Source organism: Cetobacterium sp. NK01, from assembly GCF_024506395.1.
In the GTDB taxonomy this organism is placed as follows: domain Bacteria; phylum Fusobacteriota; class Fusobacteriia; order Fusobacteriales; family Fusobacteriaceae; genus Cetobacterium_A; species Cetobacterium_A somerae_A.
In genome coordinates this window covers 20420-40221 of the sequence record NZ_JANIBO010000001.1, presented here as the reverse complement: position 1 = coordinate 40221, position 19802 = coordinate 20420, and the positions used below count along the sequence as shown (strand labels likewise).

At 32.0% G+C, this 19802-nt stretch carries 6 protein-coding genes; all 6 read right to left on the bottom strand.

The window, feature by feature from the left end:
- The 6 genes from NON08_RS14995 to NON08_RS00120 all read right to left on the bottom strand — a co-directional run bounded on the left by NON08_RS14995 (position 1) and on the right by NON08_RS00120 (position 19799).
- Positions 1 to 4011: a DUF11 domain-containing protein gene (locus tag NON08_RS14995; RefSeq protein WP_256691196.1), complete on the bottom strand. Its 4011-nt coding sequence runs from the start codon at positions 4009 to 4011 to the stop codon at positions 1 to 3.
- Positions 3996 to 4397, bottom strand: a complete 402-nt coding sequence (locus NON08_RS00140; RefSeq protein ID WP_256691195.1) for a DUF11 domain-containing protein — start codon at positions 4395 to 4397, stop codon at positions 3996 to 3998. Before NON08_RS00140 ends, NON08_RS14995 begins: the two co-directional genes overlap by 16 nt.
- On the bottom strand, positions 4382 to 15610 hold the full coding sequence (locus NON08_RS00135; protein WP_256689517.1) for a DUF11 domain-containing protein: 11229 nt from the start codon (positions 15608 to 15610) through the stop codon (positions 4382 to 4384). Before NON08_RS00135 ends, NON08_RS00140 begins: the two co-directional genes overlap by 16 nt.
- A gap of 127 nt (positions 15611 to 15737) precedes the next feature.
- Positions 15738 to 16253 (bottom strand): toxin-antitoxin system YwqK family antitoxin, encoded by a 516-nt coding sequence (locus tag NON08_RS00130; RefSeq protein ID WP_256689516.1) that lies wholly within the window; start codon positions 16251 to 16253, stop codon positions 15738 to 15740.
- Positions 16250 to 19492 (bottom strand): hypothetical protein, encoded by a 3243-nt coding sequence (locus tag NON08_RS00125; protein ID WP_256689515.1) that lies wholly within the window; start codon positions 19490 to 19492, stop codon positions 16250 to 16252. Before NON08_RS00125 ends, NON08_RS00130 begins: the two co-directional genes overlap by 4 nt.
- Complete coding sequence (locus NON08_RS00120) at positions 19476 to 19799, bottom strand: LysM peptidoglycan-binding domain-containing protein (protein WP_256689514.1); 324 nt, start codon at positions 19797 to 19799, stop codon at positions 19476 to 19478. Before NON08_RS00120 ends, NON08_RS00125 begins: the two co-directional genes overlap by 17 nt.
- Between the last annotated feature and the right edge of the window lie 3 nt (positions 19800 to 19802).

The following is a 19802-nucleotide window of genomic DNA, read 5'->3' as shown; positions in this document are numbered from 1 at the left end:
CTATCTCCCCTCCTTATTGTTGCTTAGTTTAGTATTTTTGTTTTTTACTCCAAAGTTAGCTTTAACAGGTACATTTCCAAGTTTTAAAACTTTTGGATTTTCTGTAGTAAAATCAAAACCTTGAGGTAAAGTTGTTGGATCAACTTTGATTATAAAGTTTTTACCTTTACTAGATGAAACCTCAGGAATATGATATCTACCATATTGATCAGTTTCAATAATTAGTCCTTCAACTGTAGCTAATCTAACTCCTGGTATTCCAACTTCTTGAACTCCTGTATTTATAATTGTAATTACTTCAACATAAACAATTTGTTCAGGAATATCGTAATAAGCTATAACAGCTTCTTTACCTTTATTTGTTACATTTTTATAAACTGGTTTTTTATCTTTAGTTTTCATCACTTTTCTGTTAACAACAATGTTTTGTCCAGACATTCCATTTTTAACAAGTCCAGTGTGGTTTTGAATAACTTTTCCATCTTTTGTAATTGTTATATCAGTTCCTTCAGCAGTTGTTACTCTAACATCTTGAAGTTTTTCAGGAGATTCAAGTTTTAAGTAAACTATTTCAGTATTTTCACTTAAATCCTCTTTTGAACTTTTTCTTCCTGGAAGAACTTTCTTTATTGATATTGGTTGCTTTTCATTAGAATGATATATTTTTATTTTGCTAGCTTCAGCTGGATCTTGATATCCATCACCATCAATGTCATTAAATACTTTACCAAGAATAGTTGATGTTTGGAAAAGTTTGTCCTCTATAACATATACTTTAGCAGTAGATTCATTTGAAATTGTATTTCCACCTGAATTAATAGCAACTGCTCTATTGATATATTTACCATTTACTACTCCTACAGAAACTTTTGCTAAATAAGTTATTTCTACTGTTTCTCCAGATTTTACACTAAATGGTCCAATATTTAATGTTCTAACACCTTCAACTTTTATTTTTTCCTTATTTTCAGAAGAATCAACTAAAATTGCTGAATCTTCTTGATATTTAAATCCAGCAGGAAGTATATCTTTTAAGAAAATATTGTTAGCATTATTCTTTTGGTTATTTGTTACACTTATTGTATATGGAACAAATTTACCAACAGATGTCTCTTTTATAGGTGTTGTTTTATTAATTATTATTGCATTTTCCATATTTGCTTTTACAGAAACTTCAGCTTCAAGATTATCGTAACTTGTTGTGAATATATTTGTTATTTCCTCTTCTGCTTTAAATATAGCATTTTCACTTACTTTAGCAGAGATTGTTACAATAACCTCGCTTTGTTTAGGTATATATGAAAGAGTTATAGTATCATCAGTATCTGATATATTTCCAGTATAATCAAGAGGATTTCCATTAGCTAAAACACTCTGGATTTTTATATCAGTAAATACTTTTGTTTCATAACTTGAAGTAATTTTATTTATTGCATCAGTTATAGTTACTGATTTTCCTTCAGGTGTTTTATATATATTTAAATTTGTATTATTCTTAATAGAAAGAGTATATTCTATCGCGTCTCCTGGATAAATCGTTTTATCGGAGTTTTGAACACTAATTTCTTTTACTAACTCTAATTTTGGAGTTATAGGAGTTAAAATGACATCATTACTTTTAATAATAGGTCCTAATCCAACAGAAAATAAAGCTCTACCATTATTACCTTCATTTTTTTGATTATATTGAGCTGTTGAAACTGAAGTTATTAATTCTCCTATTGTTAAATGTGCAGTATCATTTACAAATCCTTCTACTTCGATAGTAACATATGAATTAGGAGATATGTTATCAATGATAATTTCTCCACTTGTAGTTCCAATCTCATAAGTAACAGAATCTCCTGTAGAACTTAAAATTTTTAACAATTTAATTTTATCTAAATCTAAGAAATTATCACCCGATTTAACCTTTAAATTATATAAATCTGAAACTACTTTAACATTATGAGCTGTAATATTAGAGTTATTTTCAATTTTTGTAACATATATAAGTTTATCGCCATTACCAATTGTCTTAATCTCAGTATTTTTTGAAAGTAAAACAGCTTCTGATTCAGTTATAACAGATTTCGTAATAGCAAGTAATGGTGCTCCAGAAAGAGTTGTAGTTTCTGAGCTATTAATCTCTTTATTGTCTAGATATAAATAAACTCTATTAGTTATATCATCTACAAATCCAGCTATAACTTCTGTCTTTATTTTAAATTCAATAAATCCGCCTTTTAATATAGATAAATTTATATTTAAATCTTTATCTGGATCTAAATCTTTTTCTAAGAATGCTCCGAATACTCCTTGATAAGAAGAAATTTCTATATTCCACTTACCGTTAAATGGATTTACAATTTCGCCTTTTGAATTTATTCCTGAAATTTCAGAAATAAAATCTTTTATTGAAACATTTGTGAAATTAGTAGGTCCATCATTTTGTAATCTAATTGTGTATGTTAATGGAATATTGCTGTCTCCATTGTCAAAAGTATCCTTATCTACAGTTTTAATAATTTTTAGGCTATTTGGATCTCCTAATTGTTGAGTTGAAATAACTTGGTTAGAGATAACAGGATCATTTGTTTTGTATGTATAGCTTGCTGTATTTGCTACTGTTCCTATTGCTCCTAAGTTAAGTTTTCCTGCTATTGTAAATACTTTGCTTTCATCTTTATCCAAGTTGATTGTTGCGCTTAAATCTTCTGTAGATTCTACACCGTCTATAGTCCAAGATGCGAAAGCTTGTGCATTGCTTCCATCCGCAAACTCTGTTGTGATATCTTTAATTGCGTCAGTGATAACTAATCCTTTAACAGCTACAGCACCTTTGTTTTCTACTGTTACAGTATATGTGATAGTATCCTCTGAAACATATGTTGCTTTATCAACTGCTTTTTTGATTTTGATATCTCCAGTTGCTGGATCTGCAGGGACTGAAATAACTTCGTTAGAGATAACAGGATCATTTGTTTTGTATGTATAGCTTGCTGTATTTGCTACTGTTCCTATTGCTCCTAAGTTAAGTTTTCCTGCTATTGTAAATACTTTGCTTTCGTCTTTATCCAAGTTGATTGTTGCGCTTAAATCTTCTGTAGATTCTACACCGTCTATAGTCCAAGATGCGAAAGCTTGTGCATTGCTTCCATCCGCAAACTCTGTTGTGATATCTTTAATTGCGTCAGTGATAACTAATCCTTTAACAGCTACAGCACCTTTGTTTTCTACTGTTACAGTATATGTGATAGTATCCTCTGAAACATATGTTGCTTTATCAACTGCTTTTTTGATTTTGATATCTCCAGTTGCTGGATCTGCAGGGACTGAAATAACTTCGTTAGAGATAACAGGAGCATTTGTTTTGTATGTATAGCTTGCTGTATTTGCTACTGTTCCTATTGCTCCTAAGTTAAGTTTTCCTGCTATTGTAAATACTTTGCTTTCGTCTTTATCCAAGTTGATTGTTGCGCTTAAATCTTCTGTAGATTCTACACCGTCTATAGTCCAAGATGCGAAAGCTTGTGCATTGCTTCCATCCGCAAACTCTGTTGTGATATCTTTAATTGCGTCAGTGATAACTAATCCTTTAACAGCTACAGCACCTTTGTTTTCTACTGTTACAGTATATGTGATAGTATCCTCTGAAACATATGTTGCTTTATCAACTGCTTTTTTGATTTTGATATCTCCAGTTGCTGGATCTGCAGGGACTGAAATAACTTCGTTAGAGATAACAGGAGCATTTGTTTTGTATGTATAGCTTGCTGTATTTGCTACTGTTCCTATTGCTCCCGGTTTAAGTGTTCCTGCTATTGTAAATACTTTACTTTCGTCTTTATCCAAGTTGATTGTTGTGCTTAAATCTTCTGTAGATACTACACCGTCTATAGTCCAAGATGCGAAAGCTTGTGCATTACTTCCATCCGCAAACTCTGTTGTGATATCTTTAATTGCGTCAGTGATAACTAATCCTTTAACAGCTACAGCACCTTTGTTTTCTACTGTTACAGTATATGTGATAGTATCCTCTGAAACATATGTTGCTTTATCAACTGCTTTTTGATTTTGATATCTCCAGTTGCTGGATCTGCAGGGACTGAAATAACTTCGTTAGAGATAACAGGAGCATTTGTTTTGTATGTATAGCTTGCTGTATTTGCTACTGTTCCTATTGCTCCCGGTTTAAGTGTTCCTGCTATTGTAAATACTTTACTTTCGTCTTTATCCAAGTTGATTGTTGTGCTTAAATCTTCTGTAGATACTACACCGTCTATAGTCCAAGATGCGAAAGCTTGTGCATTACTTCCATCCGCAAACTCTGTTGTGATATCTTTAATTGCGTCAGTGATAACTAATCCTTTAACAGCTACAGCACCTTTGTTTTCTACTGTTACAGTATATGTGATAGTATCCTCTGAAACATATGTTGCTTTATCAACTGCTCTTTGATTCTGATATCTCCAGTTGCTGGATCTGCAGGGACTGAAATAACTTCGTTAGAGATAACAGGAGCATTTGTTTTGTATGTATAGCTTGCTGTATTTGCTACTGTTCCTATTGCTCCCGGTTTAAGTGTTCCTGCTATTGTAAATACTTTACTTTCGTCTTTATCCAAGTTGATTGTTGTGCTTAAATCTTCTGTAGATACTACACCGTCTATAGTCCAAGATGCGAAAGCTTGTGCATTACTTCCATCCGCAAACTCTGTTGTGATATCTTTAATTGCGTCAGTGATAACTAATCCTTTAACAGCTACAGCACCTTTGTTTTCTACTGTTACAGTATATGTGATAGTATCCTCTGAAACATATGTTGCTTTATCAACTGCTTTTTTGATTTTGATATCTCCAGTTGCTGGATCTGCAGGGACTGAAATAACTTCGTTAGAGATAACAGGAGCATTTGTTTTGTATGTATAGCTTGCTGTATTTGCTACTGTTCCTATTGCTCCCGGTTTAAGTGTTCCTGCTATTGTAAATACTTTACTTTCGTCTTTATCCAAGTTGATTGTTGTGCTTAAATCTTCTGTAGATACTACACCGTCTATAGTCCAAGATGCGAAAGCTTGTGCATTACTTCCATCCGCAAACTCTGTTGTGATATCTTTAATTGCGTCAGTGATAACTAATCCTTTAACAGCTACAGCACCTTTGTTTTCTACTGTTACAGTATATGTGATAGTATCCTCTGAAACATATGTTGCTTTATCAACTGCTTTTTTGATTTTGATATCTCCAGTTGCTGGATCTGCAGGGACTGAAATAACTTCGTTAGAGATAACAGGAGCATTTGTTTTGTATGTATAGCTTGCTGTATTTGCTACTGTTCCTATTGCTCCCGGTTTAAGTGTTCCTGCTATTGTAAATACTTTACTTTCGTCTTTATCCAAGTTGATTGTTGTGCTTAAATCTTCTGTAGATACTACACCGTCTATAGTCCAAGATGCGAAAGCTTGTGCATTACTTCCATCCGCAAACTCTGTTGTGATATCTTTAATTGCGTCAGTGATAACTAATCCTTTAACAGCTACAGCACCTTTGTTTTCTACTGTTACAGTATATGTGATAGTATCCTCTGAAACATATGTTGCTTTATCAACTGCTTTTTTGATTTTGATATCTCCAGTTGCTGGATCTGCAGGGACTGAAATAACTTCGTTAGAGATAACAGGAGCATTTGTTTTGTATGTATAGCTTGCTGTATTTGCTACTGTTCCTATTGCTCCCGGTTTAAGTGTTCCTGCTATTGTAAATACTTTACTTTCGTCTTTATCCAAGTTGATTGTTGTGCTTAAATCTTCTGTAGATACTACACCGTCTATAGTCCAAGATGCGAAAGCTTGTGCATTACTTCCATCCGCAAACTCTGTTGTGATATCTTTAATTGCGTCAGTGATAACTAATCCTTTAACAGCTACAGCACCTTTGTTTTCTACTGTTACAGTATATGTGATAGTATCCTCTGAAACATATGTTTCTTTATCAACTGCTTTTGTGATTTCGATATCTCCAGTTGCAGGGTCTTTAGGGACAGAAATAACTTGGTTAGAGATAACAGGATCATTTGTTTTGTATATATAGCTTGCTGTATTTGCTACTGTTCCTATTGCTCCCGGTTTAAGTTTTCCTGCTATTGTAAATATTTCCCTTTCTCCTGGGTTCAAGGCGATTGTTGCGCTTAAATCTTCTGTAGATGCTACACCGTCTATCTTCCAAGATGCGAAAGCTTCTTTATTTTCAGTTCTTCCATCAGCAAACTCAGTTGTGATACCTGTAATTGCGTCAGTGATAACTAATCCTTTAACAGCTGTAACACCTTTGTTTTCTACTGTTACAGTGTATGTGATAGTGTCCTCTGAAACATATGCTGCTTTATCAACTGCTTTTGTGATTATGATATCTCCAGTTGCAGCATCGCCTAAGTTGGAATCAACGTTTCCGCTATTTTCCTCCGCATTGGCTGCATCTGCCTTGGCAGTGTTTGTGATTGTTCCAGTAGGGTATCCTGTTTCAGGGCTTCCTACGTTTACAGTAGCTTCTACTACCACTGTTACTGTTGCTCCAACTTCTAAGTTTCCTTCTATTACAACATCATCAGTTGTACTAGAAGTATTAAGCGCTGGAGCTATTGAAGTAATATTTCCTCCTGTTACGCTTGTTACTGTCCAAGTTGTAAAGGCATTGATAGATCTTTCAGTTCCTTCAACCATTACATCCTTAAGTGCATCTGTAATAACTAGATTCTTAAGTGGTGTTTTTCCAGTATTTTCAACATTTATCGTATAAGTCAGAGACTGTCCAGGTGTATACGGTCCGCTAACTGACTTAGTTACTCCTATCGCTGAAGGTGCCGGGTTAGATACAGCTGGTTCAGAATCATCAGTTTCACCTTTGTATGTATAGCTTGCTGTATTGCTAACTTCTCCCATTGCTCCCGGGTTAAGCTTCGCTATTATCGTGAAGGTCTTTGTAGATCCGTCTTTATCTGTAGGAGCAAGAACTACTGTCTTGTCTAGATTTATTTTTTCTCCAAGAAGAGTTGCTCCTTCATATACAGCCCAGCTTGCAAAGGCCTGTGTTTTTTCAGTTCCATCTACGAAATCTGTTTTAATTTCACTAATCAGGTCTGTCACTCGAACTCCTGTTGCCCATCCAGTTCCGCTGTTCGAAAGCGTAACTGTATATGTAAGGATATCAGAAGTATCTGATCTGTAATCATAGATGCCCTTATCAACTGTTTTAGTGATTGTCACTATTCCAGGTGTTGGTGCTGCTGTTGTATCAACAACTGTCTCTTCACCAGCATAAGTCATAGTAGCTGTATTTATGATATCTTCTGTAATGTTTTCTTTAACAGTTCCTGAAATAGTAAATGTTACAGTATCTCCTGGAGCTATTGTTAAAGTATCTTGTAAATCTTCCTTTTCTGGTCTTGGGTATATTTTAGTAGTGGATGAATTAGCTCCCTTACTTATATCTACTGTCCATGTTGAGAATACAGGAATTGGATTTGCCTCTCCACTTGCGCTTGATGTCACTTCACTAATCAAGTCTTCAATAGCAACATTTTGCGCGAAGCTTTCACTGTTGTTTGTTATGCTGACTGTATATGCTAGTTCTTCACCAGGCACATAGTTATCAGGTCCAATCTTTTCAATATCCAATTCATCGTATTGTGCTGGAGGTTGATCAACTTCTGCTCCCGATCCCTTCAATGATCCGTCGGGTAATGTTATAGTAGCCATATTCTCAATTACACCAGTTATATTGTCTTTAACTCTTCCTGTAACTTTAAATATTATTTGCTCTCCAGGTGCTATCAACAATGTATCTTGCAAGTCTTCCTTTTCTGGTCTTGGGTATGTTTTAGTAGTAGATGAATTATCTCCCTTACTTTCAATATCTACTGTCCATGTTGAGAATACAGGAATTGGATTTAATTCTCCACTTGCGCTTGATGTCACTCCACTAATCAAGTCTTTAACAGCAATATTTTGTGCAAAACTTTTACTCCTATTCGTTATCATTATATAATATGATAATTCTCCATTAGGGAAATATGTAATAGAGTTGGCTTCTTTGTATATGTCTATTTCATTTGTTGGAGCATTTTTTGGAGTAGATATTATGCTAGAATCTCCAGATTGCTCTTTATAAACAAATCTAACAGTATTTTTTATTTCTCCAATAGTATTAGGTTTTAATTTAGCTTTAATGAAAATCTTTTTCTCTGCTCTTGGAGAAACATTTATTGAAGTATCTAAATCTCCAGTTACTGTATTCCAAGAGGTATCTTCTTCTAGCTTCCATGCCCAATTCTCTTCAAAAGCTGGTGCAGTTGTTCCATCAGCAAACTTAGTCTCTATTTTTGATATTTCATCAACTATATTAATTCCTGCTGCCCAACCATCGCTATTATTTCCAATAGTGATAGTATAAGTTAATTCATCACCAGGAATATACTCTTGTTTATCCACAGATTTAGATATATTAACATTTCCTAATGTTGGTTTAATTATACTTGTTGTTGTGTTAGAGTTAGTTCCATAGCTATAACTTGCAGTATTGACTATATCTCCAATGGCATCATCAATAATTTCCCCACTAATTGTAGTAGTAATTGTTTGTCCTGCTCCGACTATGATTCCTTCCATATCTATTGTCTTATCAGGATTTGCTGACGGAATGTAACTTCCGCCACCAGCAACTAAGTTGATTTTATACCCATCCTTAAACGGAAACTTAAGTCCTTCAGGAGTTTGAACTCTTAAATTAGGAATGTCGTCTTTAAAAAAGAGTTCGTTAATTTCTAAGTCAGTATTTTCATTTTTAAGAGTAATTCTAAAGTTAAATTTTTGTCCTGGTTTATAAATTGAATTATTTTTATAACCAGAGTCTGTATCCATTTTAACTTGCTTATGTCCAAAAACAAATCCCTTGATTGTATTAAGTTCTGGTGAATTATAAGTATTTCCATCTACAGAAATAACATTTTGAATACTCCCTAAAGCACTAGTGTGAGCTACTGTGGTAATTTCAAATTCCACTTTAGATTTTGGAGCAATTGTCATTGTTGTATTTAAATCTGCATTATTTGTAAAAGAACGTACAATTGTTTTTCCAATATATCTATCATCTCCATATGTCACAGAAGGTGTTGAGAATGTCCATGTTGAAAATGCCTGACCTTCTGCTCCACCTGTATGATCTGTTTTTATTTGAGATAAAGAATCTGTTACAGGGATTTCATAAGCAAATCCACTACCTTTGTTTTCAATACTTACCCTGTATTTTATACTTTCTCCTCTTCTATAAATATCAGGGACCTCTCCTTGACCAACTCCACCGATAGAAATAACCTCTTTTTTAACTGCTAAATTGCCGCTAGCAATATCAGCTCTAGTAGAAGCTATTTGAGTATTATCATTTCCTAGATATATAACATTCGGCATAATTCCGTTATTTCCATTGCTTGCATAGGCATTTGTAGCAATTTCTTTTGTCTTAGCTTTTATTGTATATTCTACTATATCTCCAGGATACCAATTGAAACTATCAGTAAAAGAGAAGTTTCCTTTTATAGGATTAGATCTTGTACTCGGATTTTGTCCATCATCTCTTTTTACTTCAGAAGTAACTTCAAATTTTGTAAGGTCATCAAAAACCATTCCATCAGTTCCATCTGATAATTTAGTTGTTGCTGGTTTAAGATCATCATGATTAAAGGCATCTCTAATAATTCCAGTTCCTGTATTTTTAGCAGTGACTTTGTAAATAACTGTATCACCTGGATTAACTTTAGTTCCTTGTCCAAACGGAACAGTTTTGCCATCTACTCTCATTATGTCAGCTATTTTTTTAATACCTTCAACCTTTCCTGGCTCAGGAGTATAAGTTGATGTAAGAACTCTATTAGATCCATAAGTACTATATAAAGTACTTACAATATCACCGACTATATCACTTTTAACTTTAGCTTTAACTTCAAAAACTAAAGTTCCTCTTGGAGAGATATTAACTCTTGGTAAGATTAAATCTCCTCCTGTTTGAACTCCGTTAATTCCAAAGCTTTGACTTGTAGGATAATTATAAGCTTTTAAACCTTCAAGTCCAGTGGATTGTTTAAGAGTTATAGTATAGTCATCTTCAAATGGAAATTTTTTACTACCTACTACATCAGCAGGAGCATATTCGGCTAAAATTTTACTAATCTCATATTTTATATGACTTTGATTAAGTATAAGGTATGATCCCCATTTGTTTCCCAATGTTATTGTATAAGTAATATATTGTCCAGGAACATATGTTCCCCTTAGAGGAGTTTTGGTAATATAGTATTCAGCAGAAGGGGCAATTCTATCATTGATTCCAATATAAGTTTCATTTTTAAAATCAGTTACAACTGCTCTAGTTTTTACGTTTTTATAAATATTATCAGCCATAACAGCCTCTATAATATATTCAATTGATCCTCCAGGAGAAATTGTAGGAGAGGCTTTAACTCCTACTTCATCAGATGTTGGATTTCCTTCAGTGGTATATTTACCTATTGGTTTTACGTCAACAATTTTCCAGCTTTTAAAAGCTGGAACTAATACGTTGTCACTAGCTGTAGTTATTCCTTGCGTAGTCACTGTTGAAAAATCATCTTTAAATTCCTTTATAGTGGCTATAGCATCTCCAGTGTTTTCAATTTTTACACTGTATTGAACTGTACCACCAGGAGTGTAAAAATTAGGGGCAGCAGATACTGTTCCATCTATTTCTTTAGATGAAATACCGGTATTAGAAATTTTTATGTTAAAATCAATAGGCTGAATAACGCTTAAAGCTTCTTTTTCATTTATATTATATTTTACATTAATCTCACCCACAGCAGTTTCACTATTTATAACATCAAATATATATGTAGCTGTAGTTCCCTTTGAAATGCTTATACGATCATTTAAAATACCATCTTTAAAGTTAGTTGATCCAGTGTTACTTGTAGATGAAACAAAATTTATCTCTGTAAAAGCATTCTCTAGATTTCCTAAATAATTTTTAACTTTTGTATTTTTAAAATCTACATAAACAGGTATATTTGTTAAATTAAGATCAGTGTCGTTATTTAAAGTAAGAATATAACGTGTTGATTTTCCAGGAGTATAGTTAGGAGTACCACTTCTCATAGTACCTGTTATAGATGCAGATTCAGGTTTTATAGCTGTTTCATTATAAACTATATCTCCTATAGCATCTTCTCTAACTCTTCCTTTAACTTGGAATTCAAATGAATCTCCCTCTTCAATATCAGTAGTTCCTATTATATTTTTATTATCGCTAGGACCACTAGTATAGTGAGCTGCAGTTCCACTTTTTTCAGCTGCTTTAGTAAGAGTAACTGTAAACTGAGTCTCCCCATTTGAATTGACAAAAGGATGTCCTTTTCCCCCACTAAAAAGACCAACAGACATATCTTCCAATAGCTTTTCTTCTATAGGATAGTTATTTAAATATCCAGGACCTAAAGATTTAAATCCGATAGTATAAATAATTTCATCCCCAGGTTTATATTTTACAGTGTTAACATCTCTATATACGCCACCTAGTGTAGAATCTTTATTAGCAATTATATAACTTTCTGCAATTTTGCTTGAGTTATAATAAAGTTGTGCAGTATTTTTCAATGTAGAATTGACAATTTTATCAGCAATATCTACTTCTACTCTATATGTAATAGTTTCATTTGGATTTAAAGAAACAGTATCCTCTAAATTTCCTGAAGTTAATGTTACTTCAACTTCACTATTATTTCCAGCTTTTTTCCAAACCTTCTTTCCTGTAAAGAACGGCTGTTCTCCAACGTCATTTACATTCGTTCCTCCGGGAGTAGTATTTAAGTTGGCGTAAGTTCCTTCTATATTTAAATCATCTAAAACTTTTAAATTATTTAAAGGTTTATCAGAAAGATTTTTTAAATCAATATAATAAATTTTCTTTTGTCTAGGATAGAAAAAATTATTGTCAGATCTCTTTTTAAAAGTTAAAGATCCTAGAACTTCTCCTTCTCCTTCTCCTTCAGGTAGATTAACTGTCACAGAGGCTGTTTGAGATACGTCTGTTATAGTATCTTTAACGGTTGCAGTATTAGTAAGAATACCGTGTGATTCTATATCTCTTTTAGCTGTAATTGTATATGTTACAGTATCACCTGGTGCTATATCAATAACTGTATTTAGATCTTTATTGTTTTCAAAGCTTCCAATTGTAGTTCCAGGGTTTCCTGGATTTTTAGCTGCACTTATTGTCCATTCTGGAAGAAATGCTAATTTACCTGAATTATCAGGCATTAATTTACTAATTTCATCCATTACTTCAATATTATTTGCAAATCCATTTCCAGCGTTATGAATAGCTATTGTATAATTTAATTCCGAACCACCTGTATAATTAGATGATTTTGATATAATTAAATTTGGCTTTTTAGCTTTAACTGTAACTGTAGCTGTTTTAACAGAATTATCTGGTTCGGTTATTGTAGCAGCACTCAAAATATCGCTCCAAGGAATAGACTTTTTATTTTCTTGTCCAAATTTGGAAAGTTCAGTAATAATTTTATATTCTACTTCACCACCGCTTGGGATATTTATAATATCATTTAAATTAGAACTTCTCATAGAAGCTGACATAAGACTTCTTGTCCCTTCTCCTCTTAGAGTTGGTACGTCAATTGTCCAACTAGCAAAAGGGGAAACAAAATTTTTAGGTTCTCTATTTTCATTTATTGTTTCTGTATTTGTATTGCTTATTGATTCTACTTTAACATTTTCTAAAAGATCCTCTACTCTTATACCAGGAGCATATCCTGCATCAGTTGCATTAGAAACCTTTATTGTAAAGACTAAAGTATTGTCCCCATGAGCATAATCTGGTTGATCAACTGTTTTTTGTATACTTAATTGAGATTGTTTTTTTACACTTCCGCTATCGCTAATAATTCCAAATTCTCCAACTTTAGCACTATTCTCAATTCTTCCTACTGCATTTTCATTAATTGTAGCTGTTACGATATACTCTATTTTTGATTTTCCATCAATAACTGCTTTTATATTTTGAGGAAAATCATCAGGTAAAGTTCCAGATAAAGTTCCTGTAAATCCAGGATTAGAAAATTCATTTATAGGTATTATATTGCCATTAGAATCATATATTTTAGCTACTACTGTCCAATTTTTATAAGCAAGGCCTTCTTTTAGTTCTGCTTTTAATCCCTCAACAATTTCTGTTTTAATATTATTAAAATTAAATTCAATAGGTAGACCTGCATATACATTATCACTTTTGTTATCTATTGATAGTGTATAGATAAGGGATTGTCCAGGTTGATACTCATTTTTGTCAACACTCATATTAATGTCTAATTTAGGTTTTAAAAGTTTAACTCCTTCTCCTGTTACGCCATCAGTTATAAGTCCTATAGCTGCTTTATTAGTTTTTCCCGTAAGAATGTATTCAATATCTCCTCCAGGAAGGATATCGCAGATAATTTCATAACCATTCTCTGTTTTAATAGCCTTACTTGCAGCATTCTCATTAATAGATGTTCTAGTAATACTCCAATCTTCAAAGGCTGGGGCTTTGTTTCCATTTGGAAGAGAGCTAGTTAAAATTCCCTTTAGGTTATATTCTATTTTATAATTATTATCAGAAAAATCTGGACGAGGGTTTGTAATATGGATACGATATTCAATTTCTCCTCCTGAATTATAATGAGTTGAAATATTTGTTTTAGCAACTCCTACGGCTACCCAAGAAATAGGAACATATGCAAAATTATAGTTTTCAACATAATTAGAATCTCCAATTTCTTTTATTTTATTTGAGAATCGAATCTCTTTGTTATTTTCTAAATTAACGGCGGAAACTACTCCATTTTTTAATCTAACTTTAATGAGATACTGAATTCTATCACCAGGTTTTAAAACAATCTCATCTTTTAAGTTTGATTTATTCTCAATTTCTGGAGTGTTTACATTTCCTACTCCGCTTGTATAAATTGAGGTATTATAAAGAGGTGTAGCTACAACACCATTAGAGCTATTTAAATATCTTGAAGTTATTTGAGTTTCTAGTATAACATCATCTATAGGTATATCTGTTGGATCTTGTAAGGGATTATCAGATTTTGCAAAAGCTAACTTTCCTTTAATACTAGTTAGTTGTTCTTCAACATCTACCACAGCTACTTGATTTCCTACATTAGTTATATCGATAATCATACTTCCGTTATCTCTAGGAATAGCTCCTGGTAGATCTTTAATATAAACTGTTGATACATTATTATTAGCTGAGATTTTTAAAGGAATTTTAGTTTTATCAAAGTTTATAGGTATATTTATTTTTGTCTCTTTTCCATCATAAGTTGTTAAAGTAGCTTCAATATTTATTGTTCCTCTAATCTCTTTATTAACAATAAGATCTTTAACCTTAAATCTAACTTCTCTTTCTGAATCAATTGAAAATCCTGATAGAATAAGATTTCCGTTAGTTTTATCAAGGGTACCATTATTTCCACCAATATTTTCACTATCCACAGCTAAAACAGCGTTACTTGTATCAAAAATAGGTTTGCCATTTTCTTTTAAATCATTTCCTACTTTAAATGTTAAGGTCATATTATCCTGTTTAGCAGGAATAGTGTTATTTAGAACAAATTCAATAGAAACAGGGGTAAGAGGTTTATAACCAGTAGTGGGATTAACAATAACCTCTGAAAAGTTTAATCTAGTTTCTCCTTCAAGAGAGGTTTTGCTAGCATTTTTTGGAGGATTATTTCTAACTGCTGTTGTTAAGTTAGCCACTAAATCTCCTGTTTTGTCACCATTGATTTTTCCATAAATAGAGTACGTTATACTACCATTTAAAGGAACATTAACTCCAGTAACATTAGTAAGTGCAGTTGAAGAATAATTTCCTAGACTTCCTCCAGTTCCTATAACTGTTCCATTAATTTGAGTAATTGTAAATCCATCTGGAGTAGGTAAATCTAATGATAAGTTTTTTATTCTAGCCTCTCCAGTATTTGTAATTTTAACTGTATAGTTAAAAGGATTTAAAGAGTAATATGTGTCAGGTGCCTCTAAAGTAGCGATATAATCATACTGAACTCTTGTAATAGGTGGATCAGAGTAGGAGATACTTTTTTCCTCTCCGTTTAATATAGAAGTTAGTGTTATTCCTTTAATATCTCCTGATATTTTATTTTTTACGACTCCACTAATTTCATAATCTATGTAGCCTCCAGCAGGAATTTTAACTCCAGTTGCTTCAAAATCGGTAGTTGTTCCAAAATTTCCATGAAAACTATCATCAGAAGATGGTAGCGGTGTATTTCTTAAATCTTGGAAAACAGAATCCTCAATCCCATCTTCAGTAGAAGAGATAATACTGCTTAAAGGCATTTTTAATTGAAGATTTTCAACAGGTGATTCTGAGTTATTTGTTACTCGAACTTTAAAAAATAATCTGTCTCCGTTGTCATATTTTGTCTTTAAAGATTCAATACTAAGATCCAAGTTGGCAAATATGGTTTTAGATATTAAAATCATTAAAAAGAATAATAAATTTTGTTTTTTCATTTTTTTACTCCTAATTTATATATTATTAAAGTCTAAAAAACCTAGATTTTTATATTCTAGGTTTCAGCTAAACTTTTTGGCAGGTTAATATTTTGGATATTAAAATCATTATTGTAATGTTGCTCTTTTAATCATTTGGCCAGATAATTGTTTCGATAGCCTCATCTAATTTATAAATCTCTTTTATTTTAGGTTTACCATCACTATTGTAAGTTATCCTAGGACCATCTAAAAAATCATGTTTATAAGTTTCTAAACTTTTAAGTGTTCCATTTTCATAGAACTCTTTTTTTTCTCCATTTAAAAAACCTTTTAAGTAATTTTCTTCGAGGATTAAAGTTCCATCATTATTGAATTCTCTTAAAACTCCATTAAGAAGTCCATCTTTAAACTCTCCTAGAAATTTTAAGCTTCCATTTTCATAATAATTTTTGCAAATTCCATTTGCTTTTCCATTTTTGTAGTTCCAAAGAGTAAGCACGTTATTATTTTTTTTTAAAATAGCAGTCCCTGAAAAAGGAGAGTGCTCCCCCTTTTCATAGACCAATTCATTTGTTCCGACTATTAAATTTGAAATATCTACCTCTTTAGTACAGCCTGTAAAAATAAGTACTAATAAAATAAATAAACTTATTATTTTCATAAAGCCTCCTCAAGAGAAACCACTATATTAACTGTATTTGTATAATTTCCAACGGGGGCCTTATCACTAATGCTTTTAAGTATACCGTTTAAATCGATTGTTCGCTTGTTAGGTTCATTCTTATTAGGAATGCTTTCTTTTCCTAACCAAATATCAGTTGTTGCAAAATTTTCTGAGACTTTATCTCCGTTTTGATAAAGTTTAAAATCATTGTAGTAACTACCTTTTGAACCACCATCTCTTTCTAGCTCGTAAATTAAATTTGAACCATTTAACTTCTCATTATCGTAAGTTATATTTATCCTAGTTTTAGCTTCATTGGCATTAAATTTCCCTTTTAGGATTTTTCCAAAATCTAATACCTTAGGTTGATAATCGACGATGAAAGATAGATTAGGAGGTGATATTTTAAGAGTGATTTTAGAAATTATGTCATCATAAATATCACTTTGTATATTTGCACTAGCTTTAAGTCCAAGTCTTAATATATTTGTATTCATTCCTGCTGTTAGAGTAAAATCTCCAGATTTAGATTCTGATAATGCTTCAGAGAGTTTTAAGTAAATAGTAGCATTTTGAGTTATTAAATTTTTAGCATTGTATTCACTATATTCACCGTTATTAACCTTTATAATTATTTGACCATTAATTTTATTTTCACTGTTAGTTGAGTCAATTAAGGTTATTGGTGTTCCTGAAGAATAAAATTTTAAGATATCTCCTTGAGAATCAGAAGCATAAAAAAGATCTCTGGCTCTTATTGTTCCAAGTTCAATCATTGTATTACTAGAATTATTTTCTAAAACTTTTTCTATTTCAGCCCCACTATGAATAGCTTTACCATTTACATTATGATTATAACTTGCTGTATTAGATGAAGAACTCCAGAAATTCATAGTATCTATATTTTGATTAGTCCCATCTATTTTTATGCTCGAATTAACGTTATCATAATAAGCCTCTGGTTCAAAAGGTGGTATATTTATATATGTCTCTTGAAAGCGATCAAATGTATTACCGTCAACACTTCTTAGAGAATATTTAAGTAGTAATCTATTAAGTTTATAGTTCCATTTAGCAAAACCAAAAGATAAATAAGTAGATCCTCCTGATTGTGATTGTGATATAAATGGTGTTGTAGCATAGAAAAATGAGCTTGAAGGAAGCCATTTTTTTTCAGCCGAGGGAACAATGACATTATTTAAGCTTGTTCCATAAAATTGAAAGTATGGTCCACGTGGTTCAAGATTTTGAATAAGTTGAACTCCCTTTATTGCACTATCATATTGTTCTGGTGAAAATCCCATTCGAATTCCATTAATTTCCCCTGAGATGCTAACCCTATCTGTTCTCCAGTCTTTATTTTTAATCAAACCGTAAGAACCTAAAGTTCCACCCTCAATATATCCTTGATTAGCTATAACACCTTTATACCCAACAGGATCTCCTCCTGAATAATTCTTTGCCGTAAAAGATCCACTTATATTTAAAGGATAAATACCTTGGCTTGATGTCAGATTAGTTGATGTTCCAGTTAGAGCAACAGGATTACTTAAATTAATAACATTTTTTACTTTAAAAGGCTCTGGAATTTTAGTTAACGTTATAGTAAGTTTATCGATGATATTTTCAAATGCCGGAGCGATAGAGTTAGATTGTGTTATTGTTAAAATACTAACTCGTTCCCCAGGCAAAGTACCGTTTTTTGCTGTAATTGTAAAGGTTCCATTTTTTAAAGTATTCTTTTGTAACAATAAATATACCTTTTTTGCTGTTATTACTTCGGCTAATTTAAGTGGAGTACTAGTTGCATTACTTGCATTTTCTCCAAATAATACGTTTCCTGATATTGTTTCCCCTGTAATTTCGTCTGTGAGCTTAAAAGATCCTCCAGCATAAATTATTTCAGAAGTATTACCTTCTACTTTCTGTATATAGGGTGCTGGAATATTGTCCTTAGTTTTAATTGTGCCTAAATAAACTAGCTGTCCTTTGAAGTCTTCTGAAAAATTTTCAGCATTTTCCTTATCACTTAAAGTTATTTGTGCGCCTTGATGTTCATGTTCATAAGTAGGAGCTGTTACACTAGCGGTATTTTTCCAAAAGCTTAAGGTGTCAATATTTCCCTCGGTTTTGTCTATTTTTATACTAGATCCGGCATTATCATAAAATGCTTCAAGATCTAAAGGAGGTATATGAATATACGTTTTTTGCTCTTGATTGTAAGAGTTTTTTATAGATAACATAATTGTTTGTTGTTTTCTATTCCATCCACCAATCGCAGGAAAGCCAACATCCAAATGCTTAGAAGGACTTTCATACTGAGAAAGGAAGAGTGTTATTCCTGTGATTTCTCGTTCTGCAGGTTTTGATGGCGAGACTTCAGTTCCTGCTGAATTTTTAAAAGCCAAATAAGATGAATTATTTGATACTTTAATTCGTTCGATTTTTTTTATTCCATCACCAAAAAGATAAGCTGGCAACTCATTTCCATTTGCAGTTATTGTAATTTCTCCATTTTCCCATCGATTATCTTCAAGTAAACCATAGTTTCCCATGATGGCTGCTGATCCTAAGACTCCTTTAGCTTTCCATGCATTTACTTCGTTCCCACCAGGAGAGGTTTCAGCGTAAAATTCTCCTACTTTATTCATAGGGTATGCTTTCGTAAGGGAATTTGACACTGCAAAAGGACTAGCTAAAATTATACTGTTTTCAACTGTGAAAGCTACTGGAGTTATCATTGTATCCACACTGTATATTTTTTTTATTTCGTTATTGTTTTTATCTCTTATTCCTACATAAAGTGCTTCAGGTTTATTTTCATAATTTACAGAAATAATGTTATTGTTACTTTCATCTAAATTATAATCATAAAGTTTTGGTAATTTTAGTATTGAACGCCTATCCTTTGTTCCTGTATTAGAAAAGAAGCTAATGTCATTTGGATCATCGAATACAAATACATCATATTGTTTTTCTTCTAGTGAAAGTTTTTTAGCATTTTCATTTTTTTTATCACTGAAATCAATTTTTATTTTTTTGTTTTTTTCATCAATAAATCCATTTATTTTTTCAGTTTTAACTTTAGTAACTTCAATATCTAATGTTGCTCCCTGAGGTTTTCTCGGAAGAGTTTGAATAGTTTTTATCTCATTATCTGGTGAAAAATGAGAAGCACTAATATTCAAAAAAGAGACAAATAGAAAAGTTAAAGTAAGTTTATTTTTTATTTTCACTGTCTTTCCCCCTTTGTTTTTCTTTTAAATAGATAAGTTTACCCTTTTTTAAATTATCAAATCTACTAATGTTATTTATTTTTTCTAAATCTTCAATTGAAACTTTATATTTTTCAGCAATTTCTTCTAGACTCTCTTCTCTTTGAATAATATGATAATCTTTTAAAATTGAAGTATCACTTGCCTTTGAAATAGTAACAACAATAAAATTATCCTGAGAATAATCTACCTTATACTCTAGCTTACTTTCTGCGGAAAATAGATTAGTAAAAATAATAAATAATCCCAATAAAATTTTTTTTTTCATAAA